We start from the raw sequence: 19,436 nt of genomic DNA, 5'->3' as shown, positions 1-19,436 counted from the left end.
GGAGGTCTGTGGCGATTTCGGAGGCTTGATAAAAATCGGGCCAGGAAGGCCAACCGGTGTCAGCCATGCCTGTGCTTGGTTGTTAGTGGGTTTCTGTGATTGCCTCTCTGATATCCCGGGTTAGCATGGCTAAAAAGTGGCTGGCCAGCAGTTGCGCGCGGTCAACGGCAAGTGCCAGATTTTCTGATTCGTGGCAGGCATGCTCACTGCTGGTAACCGATTGATCACCAAGAGCACCGAGGCTACTGCTTTGCTGCTGTACCTGAATACTGAGAGCGGATTGTTCTTCGGTAGCGCTGGCCACTTCCTGAGCGTGTTGTTCAATCAATTCAATGTGACTAAGTACATCACTGAGGCTCGATTGCGCTTCCCGGGTCATGGTGGTTGCCAAAGAGGACGCCGAATGGCCCTGATGAATGGTTGCCACGACCGATTCGGTGACGTTCCGAAGACCATTGATGATGGTGCTAATTTCATCGGTGGAAGTTCGGGTGCGCCGGGCGAGACCGCGAACTTCATCGGCGACAACGGCAAACCCCCGTCCCGCGTCGCCCGCCCGGGCTGCTTCAATGGCAGCGTTCAAAGCCAGCAGGTTGGTTTGTTCAGCAATGTCGGTAATAACGTCCAACACTTTGTTGATATCGAGGCTACGACGGGCCAGGTCTTCGATACCCGTGGACGCCTGCTCCAGTGTTAACGTGAGCGCAGTGATGGCATCGGTCATCTGTTGCATTTTTTCATGGCTCAGTTTTGATGACTCACGAGCAGACTGAGTGGCGGAGTGAGTAATGCTTGTCAGCTCGCTGACCCGGTGAACGCTGGATTCGAGCTCATCAAAAGCCTGATTGATTGAAACAATATCGCCCCGCTGGGAGTGAATGTGGTTCATTGAAAACTGAATGCAATCGAGTGTCTTTTCCTTAGACACACCCATGACACCCACGTTGGCATGCATGCGTGCAGCGATGGCCCTCATCGTTGAATCCCGTTTCATTCGATCGTACTCCAGCCAGGCAGAGTCGCCTCGCTTGCCGGTGTAGAGGTAGGGCATAACCGGATGAGTTCCCGCTCGGGCTTCACGGGCCAGTTTTACCTGAGGCCAGACAGCAAACAGCGTCGCTGCAAACAACAAAGACATGCCAGTGAAACCGTATGCCAGGGTCCATAGCGCCTGAAAGAGACCGCTGATCAGCAGCAGTCCGGTGAGGGCCAAATAGGCGGCTGTTATTTTGAGATGCAAGGGTAAAGCCAGAGCCTGATATCGTGAAGGCAGTTTGCCCGTACGCCAGGCCTCGTAGACCTTCTCGGCACGTGCAACCTGTTCCGGAGTTGGCAGTACCCGAACTGACTGGTACTCAACGGTTTTTCCGTTTTTGGTGATGGGAGTTACGAAGGCGTCCACCCAGTAATGATCGCCATTCTTGCACCGGTTTTTAACCAGCCCTTTCCAGGAATTGCCGGCCCGGATGGATTCCCACAAATTTGCAAAGGCGCCTTCTGGCATATCCGGATGTCGTATCAGGTTGTGTGGCTGGCCAATAAGCTCATCTTTCGTGTAGCCGGAAATGGCCACGAAACTGTCATTAACCGCAGTAATGGTGCTATCGAGTTCTGTTGTAGTAATCAGATGTTCGCTGGCCGCGTATAACCGCTGATGTCCAGTGACTGGTCTTGTTTTACGCATTCTGCTGTCTCGATTTTCTAGGTGTCAGCCACTATGAGTGGCCAACCCAAATGCAGCCATCCAGATTTTGCAAATTTTCTATTCGGGTTCGGAGTTTTCAGGAAATCACCAGCGAAAAAGCTTGCTTGCGAAAACCAGAAGTCACCTTCTTCAATGTATTGACGCATTAATTTGCATTATCTGGATAGGCTGGTCCTGAAACTTCACTAGCCTGTTCATACACACCGACACATTGAATCATTCTGACTTATGGACACAGGTATTCTGGACAGGGAATTCAAGGCACTTGTCGACGGCCACCCCCGAGCCATGATGCTCGCGACTCAGGAACCCCGGATTGTCTACGTCAACCGGGCTTTTCAACAGGTGACCGGATACGACGCCGACACCGTGGTTGGTGAAAAACCCTCGGTTCTCAGCTCGGGCTATCATGGACGTGATTTTTACCGCAGCATGTGGCGACAGTTGTCAATAGAAAATAGATGGGAAGGGTTGATCTGGAACCAGCGTTCCAATGGTGAGATATATCCACAATGGCTGACGATATACGGCGTCGAAGTGAATGAGTCGCAGTGCTATGTCGGCACCTTCATGGACGTTGGTGACCTGGCTGCGATGGATGAAAAACTGGCCAGCCTCGCCTACTACGATATGCTTACCCGACTGCCCAACCGCCATTTGTTCCAGGCATTCCTGGAATCGAGAACCGGACAGCAGGATCATTCCCCGGCACACTTCTCAGTGCTGTACCTGGACCTCGATTTCTTCAAGGAAGTGAACGACCTTCATGGTCATGCGAAGGGTGACGAGTTGTTGGTGCAGGTGGCACAGCGGCTGCATTCGGTCTTGCGCAAGGGGGATGTACTTGCGCGTCTCTCAGGAGATGAATTTGCAGCCATCATCGAGGTTGACAGCATGGCCGGAACAGAAGCGTTTTGCGAGAGAATACTGAACGCCTTCAAAGAACCCTTTGTTGTTAATGATGAGCCACATTATATAAGCTTGTCGATCGGTGCCAGTTTGTTTCCCTTGCATGCAGACGAAGACAGATCGCTGCTTGAAAAAGCAGATCAGGCCATGTACTCCGCTAAGCGTATGGGCCGGTTTCGGTACCAGATTTTCAATCCGGACATCAACCGAACGCTGTTGTATGAAGAAACCATTGGGCAGTATTTGTCTCGCTCAATCGTCGAATCCCAGCATGAATTCAGTGTGGTTTATCAGCCACATTACATGCTTGAAAGTGGTGAAGTAACAGGGCTGGAAGCACTAATGCGCTGGCATCACCCAGTTCTCGGTCCGGTACCACCCAGCGACTTTATCCCGATTGCCGAAAAAACGAGGATGGATAGCCGAGTTGACGACCGTTGTTTTGCAGAATATTCAAGTACACTTGAAGGAGAGCACCTTCAGACTACCCATGGGTATACGTCTGGCCATTAACGTTTCTGCCCGGCATATGCTGGACGACGGTTTCGTCTCGGAAATAACCCGAATGCGCCGTTATACCGATCAGCTTAACTGGGAATTGGAACTGGAGATCACCGAAACATCACTGGTTCATTTTGATGATCAGCTGAGTTTAAAACTGGCGTCATTGCAGGAACAGGGCATTCGAATAGCGATTGACGATTTCGGTACTGGATATTCTTCACTGGCGTATCTGCAGTCGCTACCGGTCAATGTTCTCAAGATTGACCGGAGCTTTGTTGCCAGGCTTAACCAGCAACAAGCTGACATTACTCTGGTCAGGGCCATTCTGGCCATGGCCCATGCCCTGAACCTCGAAGTGGTTGCAGAAGGTGTGGAAAACGAACCGCAGCGACTGATTCTGTGCCAGTTAGATTGCAAACATGGCCAGGGGTTCCTTTTCGCAAAACCCCAGCGCTGGAGCGAGCAATTGTTTCACGCCCTTGATATGGATCAATAGCGTTGCAGATTATCGCTGCAGTGGTCCGCCGCACCGATCGGGTGATCCAGTTTTAGTATAGTCTCATATAAGAGCCCCACGAATGACACCATAACAAGAGTCTGATGATGTATTACGGATCTGGATTGGCTTCCTATTTGCGCTTTACCCGGTCAAGTCCCGGGCAGTGGCTGGGAAGTGTTAAAGTACTGCTTGGTCTCCCCGGTATTGAGTTTTCATTCCCACCCAGCGTGAAAAGTTTCCCCGGGATGTCCATCCTTTATACCGCCAGTGGCAATCTGGGTCAGATCGTTGTGGACGGATCTACGGGGGTGACTGGACGGAACGCTGGTCAGCCGGTGCTGATCTGGGTATGCACGGGGCGAATACAATTTAAGAATGATGTATTCCTTGTGCGTGCCGATGAACCCTTTGACCTGGTTACCGACGGCCATTCGGTATTGACGATTGTTCAGTTTCCAGAATCAGACGCTGCCAGGTTCTCAAGTGACCGGAGCTTTTTGGAGTCTGATCGTCAACGGCAGCAAGTTCGCTCGCTGCTGGAGGAGTATAACCTGAGGAGCCGGTATTTCCCGGACTATGACAGTGCCGTCCGTGAGACCCGGTATATGCTGACACAACTGACGGCGTGCCTGAGTGAACCGACCTTCCAGATCAACCTGCCCCGACGGCGAATAATTGATCCAAAAATTGAGCAGGCGGTTCAATTCATTGCCAACAACCCGGGCTGGGAGTTCAACCTGCAGGACCTGACCAGAATTGTGCACAGCAGCGAGCGCACCCTTTACTACCAGATGAAACGTTACATCGGCATGACGCCGTACCGTTATTACCAGCGCTGCAAGCTGCTCCGACTGCGCATGGCCTTGCTGTCGTGTGAAGGCGATTCGCCCAGCATTTCCTGGCATGCGCTGGAACATGGCCTGAACCATCTGGGGCGTCTGCCTGCACTGTATGCAAGTCAATTCGGTGAGAAGCCCAGCGAAACGCTGGCCAAGCGCAAGGCGCTGCTGGTGGCGAGTGAACGAGCTCTGTCCATGAAAGACAACTCCGGGACATATTCTGGCATGGCTGATGGTTGCGCTGCCGGGCGTCGCACATCATGATATGGGCACTGTTTCGATTACTGATTTCCCACCCAGCCGGACGCGCCCAGGATGATCCAAGTTCCCCACATTGATGGCCTCAACCAGATATTGCCCGAAGAACCCCTGTTGATGATGGGGGCCGGTCCGGTGCCCATTCCCGGCCCGGTGGCGGCGGCGAACGGCATTGTGATCAATCACCTGGGCGAGACCATGGCGCGGATCATCGATCAGGTGAAGCGCATGGGGCGCTATATCTTTCAGACCGAATCGCCCTGGCTGATGGGTGTGGCCGGTCCCGGCTCGGCGGCGATGGAAATGGCGGTTACCAACCTGGTATGGCCGGGCACGCGGGTGCTGTGCGTTTGCAATGGCTTTTTTTCGCAGCGCCTGTCTGAAATGGCCCTGCGGGCCGGTGGTGAAGTCGAACGTTTGCTGGTCGATGAAGGCTGCAGCGCTGACCCCCGTCGCATTGAAGACATTCTGCAGACGTTTCAGCCTGAGGTAATGACCATTGTTCAGGGTGAAACGTCCAACACCACTCACAATAAAGATCTGGCTGCCATTGGCGCCCTGGCTCAGCGTTACGACTGTCGCCTCATTGTCGATGCGGTGTGCACGCTGAGTACCATGGAATTGAACATGGACGACTGGGGCATCGATGTGGTGATCACCGGTGGCCAGAAAGGCCTGAGCTCAATACCCGGTGTGTCGCTGGTCGCGTTTTCCGAACTGGCCTGGCAACGCATTCTGCAACGCCCGGTGCCGATGCCGCACTGGACGCTCGATGCCCTGCTGGCCACCCGGTTCTGGCATGAAGCCTCTTATCATTACACGGCACCGGTATCGGGCCTGCTGGCCCTACACGAAGCCATGCGTCTGGTGTGCGAAGAAACCCTGGAGCGTCGTTTTCAGCGCCATCGCAAGAGCAGCCTGGCGTTGCAGGGCGGTATTGAAGCCTTGGGTCTGTCACTCTATGTGCCTAATGAGGCCCGACTGAATTCGGTGGTGGGCATCGCCCTGCCTGAAGGTCTGGATTCGAAAGCGGTATGCGCCCACATCTCTAAACATTTCAGGGTAGAGATCGCCGGTTCCTTTGGCCCGCCCATTGTGCGCATTGGTCAGATGGGCGAACAGTGCCGGGTTCACAACCTGTTTCGCACCTTGCATGCCTTTGGTTCCACCTTCAATGCTCTGGGCTACCCGGTGGATGTGCCAGCGGGCATGGCCGAGCTGGAGAATCGCCTGCAAGCCCTGTCGGCTGAAGAGTAAGGCCGCCCGATGACGCACTGGTGGGTGGCCGAAGTGATTCTGACGGCCAGTGCCTGGTGGGCCAGTCAGCGCTTGATGCAAACCCGCCGGTCGGCGGCCTTTTTAGCCGCAGTCTGTTTTGCATTGCTGGGGCTGGCCTCGGCGATTGGCGCAGTCAAGTTCGGTTTTCAGTGGCAGGCCCGGCTCGATGACCTGCACACCCTGGCCTCCCGGGTCTTTGGTGTTGCCGGTCTCTATCTGCTGACCATGGCATTGCTCGACTGGATTGGCTGGCTGCGCCTGCACCGTAAATTATGGCTGGCGCATTTGGCCGATGCGGCGCTGGTGTTTATCCTCGGTTACTGGCTGGCCCGGTTATCCGTGTTTCAACTCGTTATTGGGCTGGCCATGACGCTGGTCGCGGTGGCTATAGCCGTGGCCTTGTGGCGCCGGGGGCAGCCCGTACAGGCGAGCTGGCTATTGCTTGCCGCCGTGGTGTTTGTGGTCAATGGGTTGGTCATCGGCGGCGGCACCGAGCCCTTGCTGGGGCTGCCTGTGCGTATGGATATATTTCATCTGGGGCTGGCTTTCTGGGCGTATTGCATGGTCCAGGTGTTTGCCTGGCCGGCTGACAGAATGAATGAGAATAGGCAATAAAAGAGGGTATGGAATGAGGCAGGGTGGCAGGAAGACAGCGCTGGTGGGCGCTTTGTTGTCTCTGGTCGTCAGTGGTTCTGCGCTGGCAGAGATGTGTTATGACCGCAGTGTACAGGGGCACCGGCTGGTGGTTGATAGCCACCTGCATTTTCAACCCTTCAGCGGCCCGCATATTGATCATCAGGTCATGGTCGAATACCTGCAACGCGCTGGCATCAAGTACGCCAATGTCTACGGCATCGGCCAGACCCGCATTCAAGACTGGGCTTGTCTCAACGGCGGCGACTGCAGCGGCAGTGCAGTGATCGCTCCGACGATGAAAAACGATTTCGTCAACGGCGTGAACATGAATGCCTACCCCAGAACCGGGGTGGAACTGCGTGCCTCAATGACGTTCCCCGATCTGCAAAACCCCGAGGGCATAGTCGACCGCATGGCGATACTGGACCGGGAATTTCCGGGGTTGTTTCAGTGGATGGGTGAGGCGAATCTGGTCAAGCAGGCGCTGTTTTCCTACGGCCACGAAGCGGCCACGCTGGACGACATTGCCAACTGGGCCCCCTTTATGGAGCAATTGGCTGAGCGCAACATGCCGCTGGCTCTGCATTCCGACATGGGCAACGACGAAGACGATTACGGCTATGTGCACCTGATGGAAGCGGTACTGGAACAGTACCCGGAGAACACCGTGGTGTGGATGCACCTGGGCACGTCGCGCGAGCAAATGGAACTCGACCCGCAAGAACACGTCGCCCAAATGAGCCGGCTGATGGATGCTTATCCCAACCTCTGGTTCGATATTTCCTGGAACGTTCTGTACGACGGCTACTTCCGCGATGCAGACCGGCGTGAACACTATGTCGGGTTTCTGAACCAATACGCCAGCAGAATCCTGACCGGTACTGATCTGGTGGCCTCCAGCTACACCGGCTATAACGATTACCTGCGGGCACTGGAGCAGAACAGCTACATCAACCAGTTTCTTGATAAACGTGCCTTTCGCTACATCGCCCTGGGGCAGAGTTACTTTGATCTGCTCGACATCGATGATGTTGCGCCACCGGTTTGCTGATTGACGCACCCGGCCGCGTGCGTCATCGTAACCCACCCTAATAGCGAGACATGACGCTGTGACCCGACGGCAGCTCCGGGCGGGCTGGGCACTCCAGGTCATCACCTGGCTGTGCTTCACCGCCATACCCATCGTTAATGCCAGCAGCATTCAGACTGCTGAGGGCTGGCTGCGCCTGTGCACCGGCCTGGGTGTCACCTGGGTGCAGATTGATACACTGGAGACAGCCGAGCACGCGCCCGTTGAGACCGACTCGTCGTCGCAACACTGCCCCTGCGTGAACCAGGCACTGGGTTTGCCCCAGGCCTGGCCGTTTGCAACCTTGCCAGGTGTGGCCGTAGTTACCCGGCAAGACCGCCTTGTCTCACCTCGTGCAACCTCGTTTCAAGCCTATTTCAGCCGCGCTCCCCCCCTGACTGCCCACCTGTAAGTTATACCATCGGCTGTTGTCTTCATCGCGCGGCCTATCACTGATAAAACCTATGATCTAACGACGGAATCGGCCTGCTTGCGTCATTTCGTCGATGCACTGAGGAATTCAACGATGCGTAACATCAAACTGACCGTGGCGCTGGCCACACTCTTGTTTTCTGTTGTGGCACAAGCCCATGACTATACCCTGGGATCCTTGTCGATCGATCACCCCTGGGCGCGGGCAACGGCACCGGGGGCGCCGGTTGGCGGGGGCTTCATGAGCATTAACAATGCTGGCGACCAGCCCGACCGTCTGATCGGAGCGGTGGTCGACTTTGCTGCCGAGGTTCAGATTCACGAATCGAGTATGGCCGATGGCATGATGCGCATGCAGCATCTGCCGGACGGTGTAGCCGTTCCTGAGGGGGAGGAACTTGTGCTGCGTCCGGGAAGCTATCATCTGATGTTTATCGGTTTGCAGCGTCGGTTGGTGGAAGGCGAGCGTGAAACCGTGACGCTGAAATTTGAACAGGCTGGTGAGATTGAGGTTGAACTCACGATCGAAGGCCCGGGTGAGCAGGGCCCGCATCAGGGTGGGGACGCCATGGAGATGGACCATGGTGATATGAGTCACTAGAAGTTTATTGATTAATAGAGCTTTGAAGTACCTGAACTGACAAGCAACGGTTGCCGGGTGTGCCGCTGTGGGGTAGTCCGCAGCAGGGATGCTGCGGCCTAGGCTCCAAGGATGGATCTACGCCGACCCCACAGGGGCATACCCGGTAGCCGGTGCGGGCCAATGCCACGTTAGCTCATTTTTGAGTTGTTCGCTCAGTCGCGAAAGTTGTTGTACTGCAGTGAAATTTCGATATCAGACTGCTTCAGCAGGGCCATGACCGCCTGCAGATCATCCCGCTTTTTGCCGTTAACCCGCACCTGTTCTCCCTGAATCGATGCCTGAACTTTCAGCTTGCTGTCTTTGATCAGCTTGATAATTTTCTTGGCCGTTGGCTGGTCGATGCCCTGTTTGAACGTCATGTTCCAGGAAAACGTCTTGCCGCTGTGCACGGGCGTGTCTTCCTTGTCGGCACCGGCGGCGCTGATGCCCTGCTTGACGCAGGCTTTGGAGAACAGTTCTTCCAGCTGGCGCAGTTGAAAGTCAGATTCAGTCTTCAGCGTGACCACCAGGCCTTTTTGCTCGATGCTGGCTTCGACGCCGCGAAAGTCGAAGCGGGTGGCCAGTTCCCGGTTAGCGTTGTCGACGGCATGGCGCAGGGCCACTTCATCAATTTCGGAGACGATGTCAAAGGAAGGCATGGTGGTGTCCTTAAGTCGGAAAGTGAGAGTGCGGGCAGTTTAACACAACCCGTTATTCCAACGGCAACCGGGCCCGCTCGTTGCGGTTCTGCAGCGCATCCCGACGTTCATCGAACAGTTGAATGGCAACCGGAGTAATTAACAGCATCCGTTCCCCGTGCAAACCGATATACCCGGCCCGATGTTCGGTCATAAAATGGCCGTCGAGATGGGTCAGCGGTGAGGTTTTGGGCAGATCGGTCAGCGCAATCAGGCCATTGCCAAGCGGGTCGTCGACGGCGGCGGCGTCTTTGTACAGGGCCAGCGCCGTCGCGCTGATCACCAATACAGAGCCACCGCGCAACCACAGCTGCTCGGCAGGCTCGCCATTACTCAGGGTGAAGGTTACGCTGTTGGTAACCAGGTCGGACGGGCCAAAGTTCATGATCGGGTGTGCCGGCTAAGACTGGGATAGCAACCATACGACCAAACCGGTTAGAGTCGCAAGCTTCGGCGGTTAGTGGTCCGTGTCAGGCACCGGGTATGCCTGTCTGGGGTCGGGCGGGGTGCCGCCTACTCAACCCATCCATGGGGCCTAGACCGCAGCATCCCTGCTGCGGACTTCCCCGGAGAGGCATACCCGGCACCTGGCACTCACTTGGCTACTAACTCTTACTTTACTAAGTGTTAAGATTGAAATCTAAAGGAGAACGGCGTGGCCGTTTTGGTATTCCGGTTAAATGGCGTCAGTGAGCAAGAGGCAGATGAAGTGCGTGACTTGCTCACGGCAGAAGGCTTTGAGTTTTATGAAACCAGCGCGGGTCGCTGGCGTATTTCGGTGGCCGCTATCTGGTTAGTTAAGGATGACGATTATGCTGCCGCGCGAGCCTGCATCGACCGTTATCAACGGCAGCGTCAGATCGAGCAACGTGATGCCATGCAACGAGCCCGCGAAGAGGGCCGGGCACCCAGTTGGAAAGATCGGTGGCGTGACGAGCCTGCGACTCTGATTCTGGTGTGGGTTGGTTTGGCAGTAGTGGTCGCCATTTCGATTTGGCCATTTTTCAATTGGGTGCGGGGTTAGTGTCCTGCGTTAGAAATTCTCTCTAATTTGCCTGCGTGCTGCCCAAGGGCTGTCGGGTGCATCTACTGGTGGCCGTTAGACAACATGGACTAAAGCGCCGGGAGCGTTTTAGCACGAGCGCAGCGAGCCCGAAGGGTGAATCCCATGGAGGGGATTCATATTTTGTCTCCGAGCGTACATGGATGTATTTACAGCGTGCCTCCAGTAGATGTGCCCGACAGCCCGCATGACGCTGTAATTGAAGTTGGCACTAGGTCAATTACCCTCAAGAATTTCCAACGCAGGGCACGACGCCACAGCCATAAACCAAGAACAAGCATGGTCAAGTCAGTGTAAACCCCCCACCTCCTTTTGCCGGTGCCGTTGACCCGGCCTGACAGCGCTCTAGAATCGACGGGTCGGTCTGCGGGACCGGCGTTCACTGATCGATTCAACTCCATGAATGAAACAGGCTCGCCAATGGCAACGCAACACCCTCTGCTCGAATTGAAAGACGCCCTCCAACACCGGATTCTGGGGCAGCCGGAACTGGTCGAATCGCTGCTGCTGGCCTTGCTCGCCGACGGGCATTTGCTGGTGGAAGGCGCGCCGGGCCTGGCCAAGACCACCGCCATTAAAGCCCTGGCTGAAGGGGTGCATGGCGCCTTTAGCCGGGTGCAGTTCACGCCCGACCTGATGCCTTCTGATATAACCGGGGCCGAAATCTACCGGGCCGATGAGCATCGCTTTGAATTTCAGCCCGGTCCGGTGTTTGCCAACCTGGTGCTGGCCGATGAAATTAACCGGGCGCCAGCCAAGGTGCAGTCGGCCTTGTTGGAGGCCATGTCGGAACGCCAGGTATCGGTTGCCGGCACCACCTACCCGTTGGCCTCGCCGTTTCTGGTGATGGCCACGCAAAACCCGGTGGAGCACGAGGGCACCTACCCCTTGCCCGAAGCCCAGCTCGACCGTTTCCTGTTGAAAGTGTCGCTCGATTATCCCGATGTCGGCATTGAGCACGCTATCTTAAAGCTGGCGCGGGAAGAGGAAGCCCATCACATCCGGGCTTTGCCCCAGGTTTCGCCCGATGACGTGCTTGCCGCTCGCCGGGCGCTTAACGACGTGTATATGGCCGATGCCGTTACCGATTACCTGGTGCATCTGGTCGATGCGACCCGCTCCGCCGAACGCTACAGTGCCGAACTGGCCGGAGTAATCGAGTTTGGTGCCTCGCCGCGAGGCACCATAGCACTCGACCGCTGTGCACGGGCGCTAGCCTGGCTCGAGGGGCACGATTACGTCACACCCGAGCAAGTGCAACGGGTCGCCGTGCGGGTATTGGCGCACCGGCTGGTGCTGTCACTGTCTGGCCAGGCGCAGGGCTGGAGCGGTGTCAGTGTGGTCAACCATTTGCTGGAGCGGGTGGCCGTCGGGTGATATGAGCACAGCGGGCATGGCGACACCCTTTGCGGTTGAGGGTACCGAAGTAGAACGAGACGAGTTACTGGCCTTGCGCTTTGTCGCAGCGGATCTCGGCCGGGTGCCGGTGCGCCGGGCGCTCGGGCTGGGTGCGGGCGAGCAGCGCTCTCCGTTTCGGGGTCAGGGGCGCGAATTTGTTGAGATGCGCCTCTATCAGCCCGGTGACGACGTACGCCGCATCGACTGGCACGTCACTGCCCGCAAGCAGGCGCCCTATGTGCAGGTGATGGAAGAAGACCGGCAGGCGGCGCAGCTGATCTGGGTCGACTTGTCCGACAGCCTGTATTTTGGCAGCGAGAGAGCCCTGAAATCCGTGCTGGCCTGCCACTGGGCTGCCTTTCTTGCCTGGCGCCTGCTGGCGCTGCGCCACCCGACCCGGGCCGTGATTACCGGCGTGGGTGATGCCCGCCCGATGATGCTGCGCCGCTCAAGTGACGTCGCTCAATTCTGCCAGCGACTGGTCGACGCCCATGCCCAACTGGCCGGACAGTACCGTGAGGGTACCGTACCGCCGGCGTCGAGCGACATAGCGTCGCTGCTGCGCCAGAACCCGACCCTGTGGCTGATCTCCGACCTGTCGCACTGGCAACCCGATGCCCTGGCTGCCTGCCTGCCGCAGGCGCGCATAAACCGCACCCTGATTCTGCAGCCGATCGACCGGCTCGAATCCGACTTGCCCGACGTTGGCGTATTGCAGGGCCGCGCGCGCGATAAACGCGTTCAGCTCGACACCGGCTCAGCCTCGGTGCGCAGCGCCCACCACCGGGCCTTTGAACACCGTCAACGGGCCTGGCAACGCTGGGCACCGGCACACCAGGCCCGGCTGATCAGCCATTTTGTTCACGATTTCGACTGGGGGGAGGTGAACCGTTGGCCAATCCACAGCTGAGTCCGCAAGATCCAGCGCTGGCGACCTTGCTGGCCGAACTTGAAGCGAATGCCGCGCCCGCCGCACCGGGGTTCTGGCCTCCGGCGCCGGTGTATTGGCTGAGTGTGATTCTGTTGGTTGCCGCCATCGTCGCTGGCGCGTGGCTGTGGCGCCGGAGGCGCATGCGCCGGCGCTGTTTGCTGGCCCTGAAAACCCTGCAGCAGGAACCCAATGGCGCACGCCAGTTGCAGCAGCTGCACATACTGCTACGCAACGCAGCCGCGCAGCACGCGCCCGCGCACAAAGCCGAATCCGCTCCCGCCTTCGCCCAACTGGTGCGGGCTACCCTGAACAGAAACGAAGTACCTGCCTGGGTCAATGCTCACTATCGCCCAGACTCCCACGTTGACATCGACTGGCGCGAACCGCGCACCCTGATCAAACGGTGGTGCCGATGACGCTGGCCTGGTGGTGGATGCTCGCGCTGATGCCGGTGCCCTGGATGATCGCTCGCTGGGTAAAGGCAGTGGATGCGGGCGACCGGCTTGATCACCCGGTGCTGGCGCGCTGGTCGGCGGGTGGAACCTCGAGTGGCGGACCTTCGGCCGTGCACAGCCGCTGGCTGTGGCTGGCCTGGGCCTTGCTGTTGCTGGCCCTGGCGCGCCCCCAGACGCTGGGCCCCTGGGTTGAACCCGAACAACCGGCCCGGGCCATCATGTTGGTTGTGGATGTCTCGCGCAGCATGGAAGAACCGGATATGGAGTGGGATGGCCAGAGGGTGCGCCGGTTTCAGGCGGTACAGCAGGTGGTCGGCGATTTTGCCCGCGAACGCCAGGGCGATGCACTTGGCCTGGTGGTGTTTGGCGAATTTGCCGATACCCAGGCACCACTGACGCCGGATGTCGAAGCCGTGCGCGACCTGCTGTTTGATATTCTGCCCGGCATGGCGGGCGACAGTACCGCCATTGGTGATGCCCTGGGCCTGGCGGTTAAGCAGCTGCGCGATCAGCCGGTCACCGACCCGGTGATCCTGCTGCTGTCAGATGGCGAGAATAACGCCGGTGAACTCGAGCCCATGGCCGCCGCCGGCGCCGCGCGCGACAGTGGCATTCGGGTGCACACCATTGCCTTCGGGCAACAGCGCAGTGGCGATTTCTTCGGCATCATGCGTGGCGCCGGGGTCGATGTGGAGACCCTGGGCCGCGTTGCCCGGGAGACCGGGGGTGAACTCTTTGCCGCTGAAAACACCGACGAACTGGCCCGGGTGTACGACCGCATCGACGCTCTGGAACCCAGCCCCCGGGCCGGGCAGGCGCAGCGACTGGCCGCCGAATGGTTTTGGGTGCCCGCCCTGGCGGCGGTATTGGTGATCGTGATTGGTCAGCACGCCCGGTTGCCGCGCCGACGCAGGAGGGCACCGTCATGATCTGGACGCGTCCACTGATATTGCTGGCGTTGCTGCCCTGGCTGGTCTGGGCTATTTGGCGCTGGCGGCGACAGCAACGACTGGGTGCCTGGCACCGGCTGATGGATGAACGTCTGCTGCGTCGCTTGAATTACCAGGGCGGTGCCCGGCGGCAGTCTCTGTCGCAAGGTGCCTTGCTGCTGGCCGGTGTTCTGTTGATTGTTGCCGCAGCAGGGCCGGCGCGACCATTGACCGGCGGCACGACGCTCACGGCAGGTAACCTGATCGTGGTACTCGATGCCACCCTGTCGATGACGGTGGAGGATACGCCGCCGTCCCGCGCCGTTAGAGCTGAGCGTCTGGTGCAAGACTGGGCCTCGTCGGGCGTGTTTGAACGCACCGCCGTGCTGGTGTATTCGGGCTCGGCGCACTGGCTGGTACCGCTTACCCGGGATATCGAAACCCTGGCGTTGCAGCTGGAACAGATGTCGCCCTACATCATGCCGCAGTTCGGCAACCGGCCAGAGTTGGCGTTTGAGCAGGTGAGCGAGCGACTTGAATCGTTTCAGGGCCGCAGCCAGCTGCTCTGGATCACCGACGACGCCAGCCCCGGCCGAATCGACGCCCTGCTGGCAGCCCGGCCCCCGGTGGAACGCCTCTGGCTGATGCCCATGGGCACCGAGTCGGGCGGCCCGATTCCCCTGCCGGATGGCAGCGGTTACCTGCAGGACGGCAGCCGCATGGTGATGCCCACGCTGGACCGGGCCGGGTTTCGGGATGTCGCCGGTCAGTTGAACGCGACGCTGCTGCCCATGGAGCAACCGGTGGCCAATCTTGATCTCAGTATCGACCGGGGCGAGGCCTCCAGTGAACGCCAGGTGCGTGAGTGGGGTTTCTGGCTGTTATTGCCGGCGTTAGTCCTGTTACTGCCCTGGTACCGGCGTGGCCTGGTCTACGCCTTGCCGCTGGGCCTGCTGTGGCAGCCCATGCCGGCAGAGGCCGCCAGTTGGGCCGACCCGCTGCTTAAAAACCGGGAACAGCGCGCCTTTCAGGCGTATCAGGAAGGCGAGGCAGATCGCAGCCTGGCGCTGACCGAGCGCCCAGACCTGGCCGCCCAGCTGGCATTCGAACAGGGCGATTACGAGCAGGCTGCCCAGCTCTGGCAGCAGCAGGATAACGCCGCGGCCCACTACAACCGGGGCAATGCCCTGGCACATCAGGGACGCCTGCAAGAAGCCATCGATGCCTACGATGACGCCCTGGCCAGAGCCGATCTGGCCGCCGCCCGCCACAACAGAGACCGGGTAGCCGAAGCGCTGGAGCAACAGCAACAACAAGAGCAGCAGGATCAGCAGCAACAGGATTCGCAAAGCGAAGACCAGCAAGACGGCGATTCAGACTCACCATCGGCCGAGTCGCAAGACCCCGCTCAACAGTCACAGGAACAGCCGGGCAACCAGGATGAACCTCAGCCGCCGGAAGAGGATGACGCCGGAAGCGATGAAGAACCGGGTGAACCGGAAGACGCCGATGCTCAGGCGGAACCGGAGGCAGACCTGGAAACCCGGCGCCGTGACCAGGCCGTGGAGCAATTGCTCAACCGGGTGCCCGCCGTTCAGGGCCAGGTGTTGCAGCGAAAATTCCAGTACCAGTTTCAACAAGCCCCAACGGACGAGGAGCCTGATTCGTTATGGTAAACACCGCGCGCGACCGCCTGATGTCTTTGCCGGCCTATGCCCTGAAAGCCGGCCGTCGCTGCTGTGCCACCGGCTTGCTGGTGGCTCTGTGGCTGGTCAGCGCAGCCGCCGTCGCGGCGGTGACGGCCGATGTGGATCGCACGCGGCTGTATCAGGATGAACTGCTGACGCTGACCATTCGTGCCGACTTTCCCGCCGCCAATGAGCCGCTGGATCTGACGGCGCTGACCACCCTGTTCGAGGTGGTTGGCCAATCGCAAACCACACAAAGCCGGTACTCGACCGCCCAGGGCCAGGAGCGCTGGCGGGAATGGCGGCTGCAGTTGCAACCGCGCGAAATCGGCACCTTGGCAATTCCCAATTTCACATTGAGCGGCGACCAGTCGAGCCCGATTATGGTGACCGTGATGGACCCGGCCGACCGTCAGGAAGGCTTGCCCGAGCAAGCCGTGATTCTGTCGGTCTCGATCGATGATGAGCGCTTGTACATTGGCCAGAGCACCACCCTGACCATCAATCTCGACTACCAGGTGCGCTTACAGGGCAATTTCGACCAGCTGGATCTGAGCGCCTTTGATGCCGAGAAACTGAACGAAGACAACACCCAGACGCGTCACGGCGGCCAACCCTACCGGCGCTACCAGTTGGTTTACCGGCTGACACCGGAGCAGGACGGCACGCTCTCCATTCCCGAAATTCGCTTTGTCGGGCAGTACGAAAGCAGCAACTACGGCCAGCAAATGCGTATGAACCGCATTCACCCGGGCTTTGACGTTGAGGTTAAGCCCATACCGGCCTCGTACCCGGCCGAAGCCGTCTGGCTGCCAGCCGAGTCGGTCACCCTGAGCGATAACCTGGGTGCCAGTGTGCAGGCCGAGGTGGGTGAGCACCTCGATTGGCAGATCCTTACCCGCATTGAAGGCCAGCCTGCTACCCAGTTGCCCGACCCACTGACGACGTTGGCGGAAGAGGGTTTCCGGCTCTACCGCAACAGCCCAGAGTTCAGCCAGCCCGGCGGTCAGCAGCAACGAACCGATCAGGCGGCATTGGTGTTTGCACAACCCGGCCGCTACGACTTGCCTGCCGTTCGCGTGCCCTGGTGGAACACCCGTACCGATGAACTGCAGTACGCAGAACTGCCGGCACGTACCGTTCGTATAGAAGGTATTAGCAACGAAGCCATGGACCGGCTGGCCGACCCCGCGCGGCAGACCGGCTCCGGTTCTGGCGACTCTGCTGAAGCGCAGGATGCAGAGCAGGTGGCAGACCGTCAGAGTGGCGTCTGGCCCTGGGTCAGTGCCAGCCTGGGCATTGGCTGGCTGGCCACGGCCCTGGTGTTCTGGGCCAGCAATCGTTATCTGAAACGCCGGCTGCGAGAGACCTCGCTTAGCACCGGGCGTGAAGCAGCCCCCCCGTCACCCCCGGCCCGGGATGAGATGACCCGAGCAGCCCGCGATGGCGATGTGAGTGCCTACCATGCTGCACTGCTGCGCTGGCTCAGAACACGGCCGGAACGAACGCCGGGACAATTGCGCACCCGGCTCGAAGAACCAGAGCAGGCTACGCTGATGCAGGTGGAAGCGTATTTATTCGCCGCCAGTGCAGAAACGACAGCACCCGACCAGGCCGCGCTGGTGGCACTGAACGACGCGGTATTGGCGTTGCAACACCCGGCGGATAAAGCCCCTGAACCGGATGTCATGACACTTTACCCCTGAATTGATGACGCTCGCCCTAAATTTGGCTAGTGTCATTACTATACCCACGCAGAGGATTGCCTGTGCAGTCAGAACGGCCCTTCACTGAAGTGGCATCCATCGCCAAAGCATCACCGATCATCCGTATCGTGACACTGATTCTGGCGGCGCTGAGCATTCTTATGTTTGCAGCGCTGGCCCGGTTTCTGTATCAGGCTGAGACCAACGCTATTCATCAATCCTTTGCTGCGGAAGTGGCGCAACAGGCGCTGTCGTTTGAGCGAGAGGTGGTGCTGAATCTGGAAATTCTGTTTGCGCTCAATGCCTCGGTGTCGTTGGTCGAGACCATGACGCCAGACCGCTTCGATCAGCTGACCGATGACGTTCTGGCCCGGTCGCCGGCCATTCAGGCCTTTGCCTGGGCGCAGATTGTGACCCCCGAGACGCTAGTCGCCTTCGAATCCCGTATGAAGGACTGGTACCCGGGCTACCGGGTTACCGAACGCAATGCCAATGGCGAGGTGGTGCCGGTGTCATTGCGGCCCCAATACGCGCCGGTGCAGATGATTGAGCCGATCGAATCGAACCAGGCGGCTCTCGGCTTTGATCTGGCCAGCGAGCCCCGCCGTCTGGCGGCTCTGTTGCAGTCGATGGAAAGTGGCAAAATGGTGGCGACTGCGGGTATTACACTGGTGCAGGAACCCGACAATCAGCGCGGGTTTCTGGTGTTTACTCCGCAGTTTTTGCCGCCGGTGAACGAGCGTGAAGCCATCGGTAACGAGCCGCGGGTGGTGTTTGTCAATGGTGTCTTTCGGGTGGGTGAACTGGTGAATCAGTCGGTCGGTAGCCGGCTCAGTCAGCAGATGCAGTTACAGGTGGTCGATAGGACCCGGGGTGCGCAAGATGTGTTGTACAGCATGCCGCCGGATCCGTCCGAGCATTGGCTAACTTCCCAAACCGTGGTTCACGATCTGCCCGATGTGGCAGGTCGGCAATGGTACTTCGAGGTGACGCCGGCAGCATCGCTGTATTCCCAGCGACGCAGTTATGTGCCCTGGCTGGTGTTTGGCTCGGGCACGGTGGTGGTGGTGTTACTGGTGATTTATGTGTTTGTAACCCAGCGCCAGACCCAGGATCTGAACGCGGCGAAATCCGAGCTGGAACGCATTTCGCTGACTGACAGTCTGACCGGGCTCGCCAATCGCCGGCATTTCGACCAGCATCTGGAACAGCAATGGGCGCTGGCGGCGCGACAACACAGTGCCTTGTCACTGGTCATGCTCGATATCGACAATTTCAAACCCTATAACGATGAATACGGCCATCCCGAGGGTGATGCAGCGCTGGAGCAGGTGGCCAAAGCCCTGCGCCAGGTTGCCACCCGGCCACTGGATCTGGTGGCCCGGTACGGTGGCGAGGAGTTCGCGCTGATCTTGCCCGACACTGAAGACCCGGCCGACATTGCCGAGAAGTGCCGGCGCAGAATAGAGGCGCTGGCGCTGCGGCACGAGTATTCCAGCGTCGCCCGGGTTGTCACCATCAGTGCCGGGGTGTGCACACTGAAACCATCAGAGAACCATAGCCTGAAAGAACTGACGGAATTCGCTGACGATGCCTTGTATCAGGCCAAGGAGGAGGGTCGCAACCGGGTAGTGGTTTACTCGGCAGAGCGCGGGTTGAATCGGGGGTAGAGTTTCGGCGTTTAGGTTTGCTTTGGTGCCAGGAATCCGTGTCGGGCACCGGGTATGCCTATCTGGGGCCGGCGTGAACCCGTCCGTGGGGCCTAGACTTCGGGATATGAATCCCCTCCCTGGGATTCACCCTTCGGGCTCGCTGCG

17 protein-coding genes and 1 pseudogene are annotated in these 19,436 nt (G+C 58.8%); 15 read left to right on the top strand and 3 right to left on the bottom strand.

Annotation, left to right across the window (positions count from 1 at the left end; translation table 11 throughout):
- Positions 1–82: 82 nt before the first annotated feature.
- Complete coding sequence (locus ACHUE7_RS18895; protein ID WP_394171438.1) at positions 83–1,684, bottom strand: methyl-accepting chemotaxis protein; 1,602 nt, start codon at positions 1,682–1,684, stop codon at positions 83–85.
- Between the two features lie 249 nt (positions 1,685–1,933).
- Here ACHUE7_RS18895 and ACHUE7_RS18890 point away from each other — a divergent pair.
- The 7 genes and pseudogenes from ACHUE7_RS18890 to ACHUE7_RS18860 all read left to right on the top strand — a co-directional run bounded on the left by ACHUE7_RS18890 (position 1,934) and on the right by ACHUE7_RS18860 (position 8,730).
- A pseudogene (locus ACHUE7_RS18890) lies at positions 1,934–3,614 on the top strand (putative bifunctional diguanylate cyclase/phosphodiesterase).
- A gap of 392 nt (positions 3,615–4,006) precedes the next feature.
- Positions 4,007–4,720 (top strand): helix-turn-helix domain-containing protein, encoded by a 714-nt coding sequence (locus tag ACHUE7_RS18885; protein ID WP_394171437.1) that lies wholly within the window; start codon positions 4,007–4,009, stop codon positions 4,718–4,720.
- A gap of 51 nt (positions 4,721–4,771) precedes the next feature.
- Positions 4,772–5,971 (top strand): pyridoxal-phosphate-dependent aminotransferase family protein, encoded by a 1,200-nt coding sequence (locus ACHUE7_RS18880; protein WP_394171436.1) that lies wholly within the window; start codon positions 4,772–4,774, stop codon positions 5,969–5,971.
- 9 nt (positions 5,972–5,980) lie between these two features.
- The gene (locus ACHUE7_RS18875; RefSeq protein WP_394171435.1) at positions 5,981–6,607 is read left to right on the top strand and encodes a DUF6962 family protein; all 627 of its coding nucleotides are present in this window, start codon (positions 5,981–5,983) and stop codon (positions 6,605–6,607) included.
- Between the two features lie 13 nt (positions 6,608–6,620).
- Positions 6,621–7,679: an amidohydrolase family protein gene (locus ACHUE7_RS18870; RefSeq protein ID WP_394171434.1), complete on the top strand. Its 1,059-nt coding sequence runs from the start codon at positions 6,621–6,623 to the stop codon at positions 7,677–7,679.
- A gap of 58 nt (positions 7,680–7,737) precedes the next feature.
- Positions 7,738–8,109 carry a hypothetical protein gene (locus ACHUE7_RS18865; RefSeq protein WP_394171433.1) on the top strand — a complete coding sequence of 124 codons (372 nt, stop codon included), beginning with the start codon at positions 7,738–7,740 and terminating at the stop codon, positions 8,107–8,109.
- A gap of 114 nt (positions 8,110–8,223) precedes the next feature.
- The gene (locus ACHUE7_RS18860) at positions 8,224–8,730 is read left to right on the top strand and encodes a copper chaperone PCu(A)C (RefSeq protein ID WP_394171432.1); all 507 of its coding nucleotides are present in this window, start codon (positions 8,224–8,226) and stop codon (positions 8,728–8,730) included.
- Between the two features lie 194 nt (positions 8,731–8,924).
- On the opposite strand, the gene ACHUE7_RS18855 is transcribed toward ACHUE7_RS18860, so the two are convergent.
- Positions 8,925–9,410, bottom strand: a complete 486-nt coding sequence (locus ACHUE7_RS18855) for a YajQ family cyclic di-GMP-binding protein (RefSeq protein ID WP_213676359.1) — start codon at positions 9,408–9,410, stop codon at positions 8,925–8,927.
- A gap of 52 nt (positions 9,411–9,462) precedes the next feature.
- A complete protein-coding gene (locus tag ACHUE7_RS18850) occupies positions 9,463–9,834 on the bottom strand; it encodes a hypothetical protein (RefSeq protein ID WP_394171431.1) in 372 nt (123 codons plus the stop codon).
- 270 nt (positions 9,835–10,104) lie between these two features.
- On the opposite strand from ACHUE7_RS18850, the gene ACHUE7_RS18845 reads away from it, so the two are divergent.
- From ACHUE7_RS18845 to ACHUE7_RS18810, 8 genes are all read left to right on the top strand, one after another.
- Positions 10,105–10,473, top strand: a complete 369-nt coding sequence (locus ACHUE7_RS18845) for a DUF6164 family protein (protein ID WP_394171430.1) — start codon at positions 10,105–10,107, stop codon at positions 10,471–10,473.
- 459 nt (positions 10,474–10,932) lie between these two features.
- Positions 10,933–11,889 (top strand): AAA family ATPase, encoded by a 957-nt coding sequence (locus ACHUE7_RS18840; protein WP_394171429.1) that lies wholly within the window; start codon positions 10,933–10,935, stop codon positions 11,887–11,889.
- A 16-nt stretch (positions 11,890–11,905) separates the two neighbouring features.
- Entirely contained in the window at positions 11,906–12,820 is a 915-nt protein-coding gene (locus ACHUE7_RS18835) for a DUF58 domain-containing protein (RefSeq protein WP_394171428.1), read from the top strand.
- Positions 12,802–13,257, top strand: coding sequence for a DUF4381 domain-containing protein (locus tag ACHUE7_RS18830; RefSeq protein ID WP_394171427.1), 456 nt, complete (start codon positions 12,802–12,804; stop codon positions 13,255–13,257). Before ACHUE7_RS18835 ends, ACHUE7_RS18830 begins: the two co-directional genes overlap by 19 nt.
- Positions 13,254–14,225: a VWA domain-containing protein gene (locus tag ACHUE7_RS18825; RefSeq protein ID WP_394171426.1), complete on the top strand. Its 972-nt coding sequence runs from the start codon at positions 13,254–13,256 to the stop codon at positions 14,223–14,225. Before ACHUE7_RS18830 ends, ACHUE7_RS18825 begins: the two co-directional genes overlap by 4 nt.
- Positions 14,222–15,901 (top strand): VWA domain-containing protein, encoded by a 1,680-nt coding sequence (locus ACHUE7_RS18820; protein WP_394171425.1) that lies wholly within the window; start codon positions 14,222–14,224, stop codon positions 15,899–15,901. Before ACHUE7_RS18825 ends, ACHUE7_RS18820 begins: the two co-directional genes overlap by 4 nt.
- Positions 15,895–17,619: a BatD family protein gene (locus ACHUE7_RS18815; protein ID WP_394171424.1), complete on the top strand. Its 1,725-nt coding sequence runs from the start codon at positions 15,895–15,897 to the stop codon at positions 17,617–17,619. The genes ACHUE7_RS18820 and ACHUE7_RS18815 overlap by 7 nt, the downstream gene beginning before the upstream one ends.
- 62 nt (positions 17,620–17,681) lie before the next feature.
- Complete coding sequence (locus tag ACHUE7_RS18810; protein WP_394171423.1) at positions 17,682–19,289, top strand: diguanylate cyclase domain-containing protein; 1,608 nt, start codon at positions 17,682–17,684, stop codon at positions 19,287–19,289.
- Positions 19,290–19,436 lie beyond the last annotated feature (147 nt).

Origin of the sequence: Saccharospirillum alexandrii, from assembly GCF_043641555.1 — a bacterium.
Classification (GTDB): Bacteria; Pseudomonadota; Gammaproteobacteria; order Pseudomonadales; family Natronospirillaceae; genus Saccharospirillum; species Saccharospirillum alexandrii_A.
Note: the sequence above shows the minus strand (reverse complement) of the source record. Positions and strands in the feature narration are given on the sequence as shown.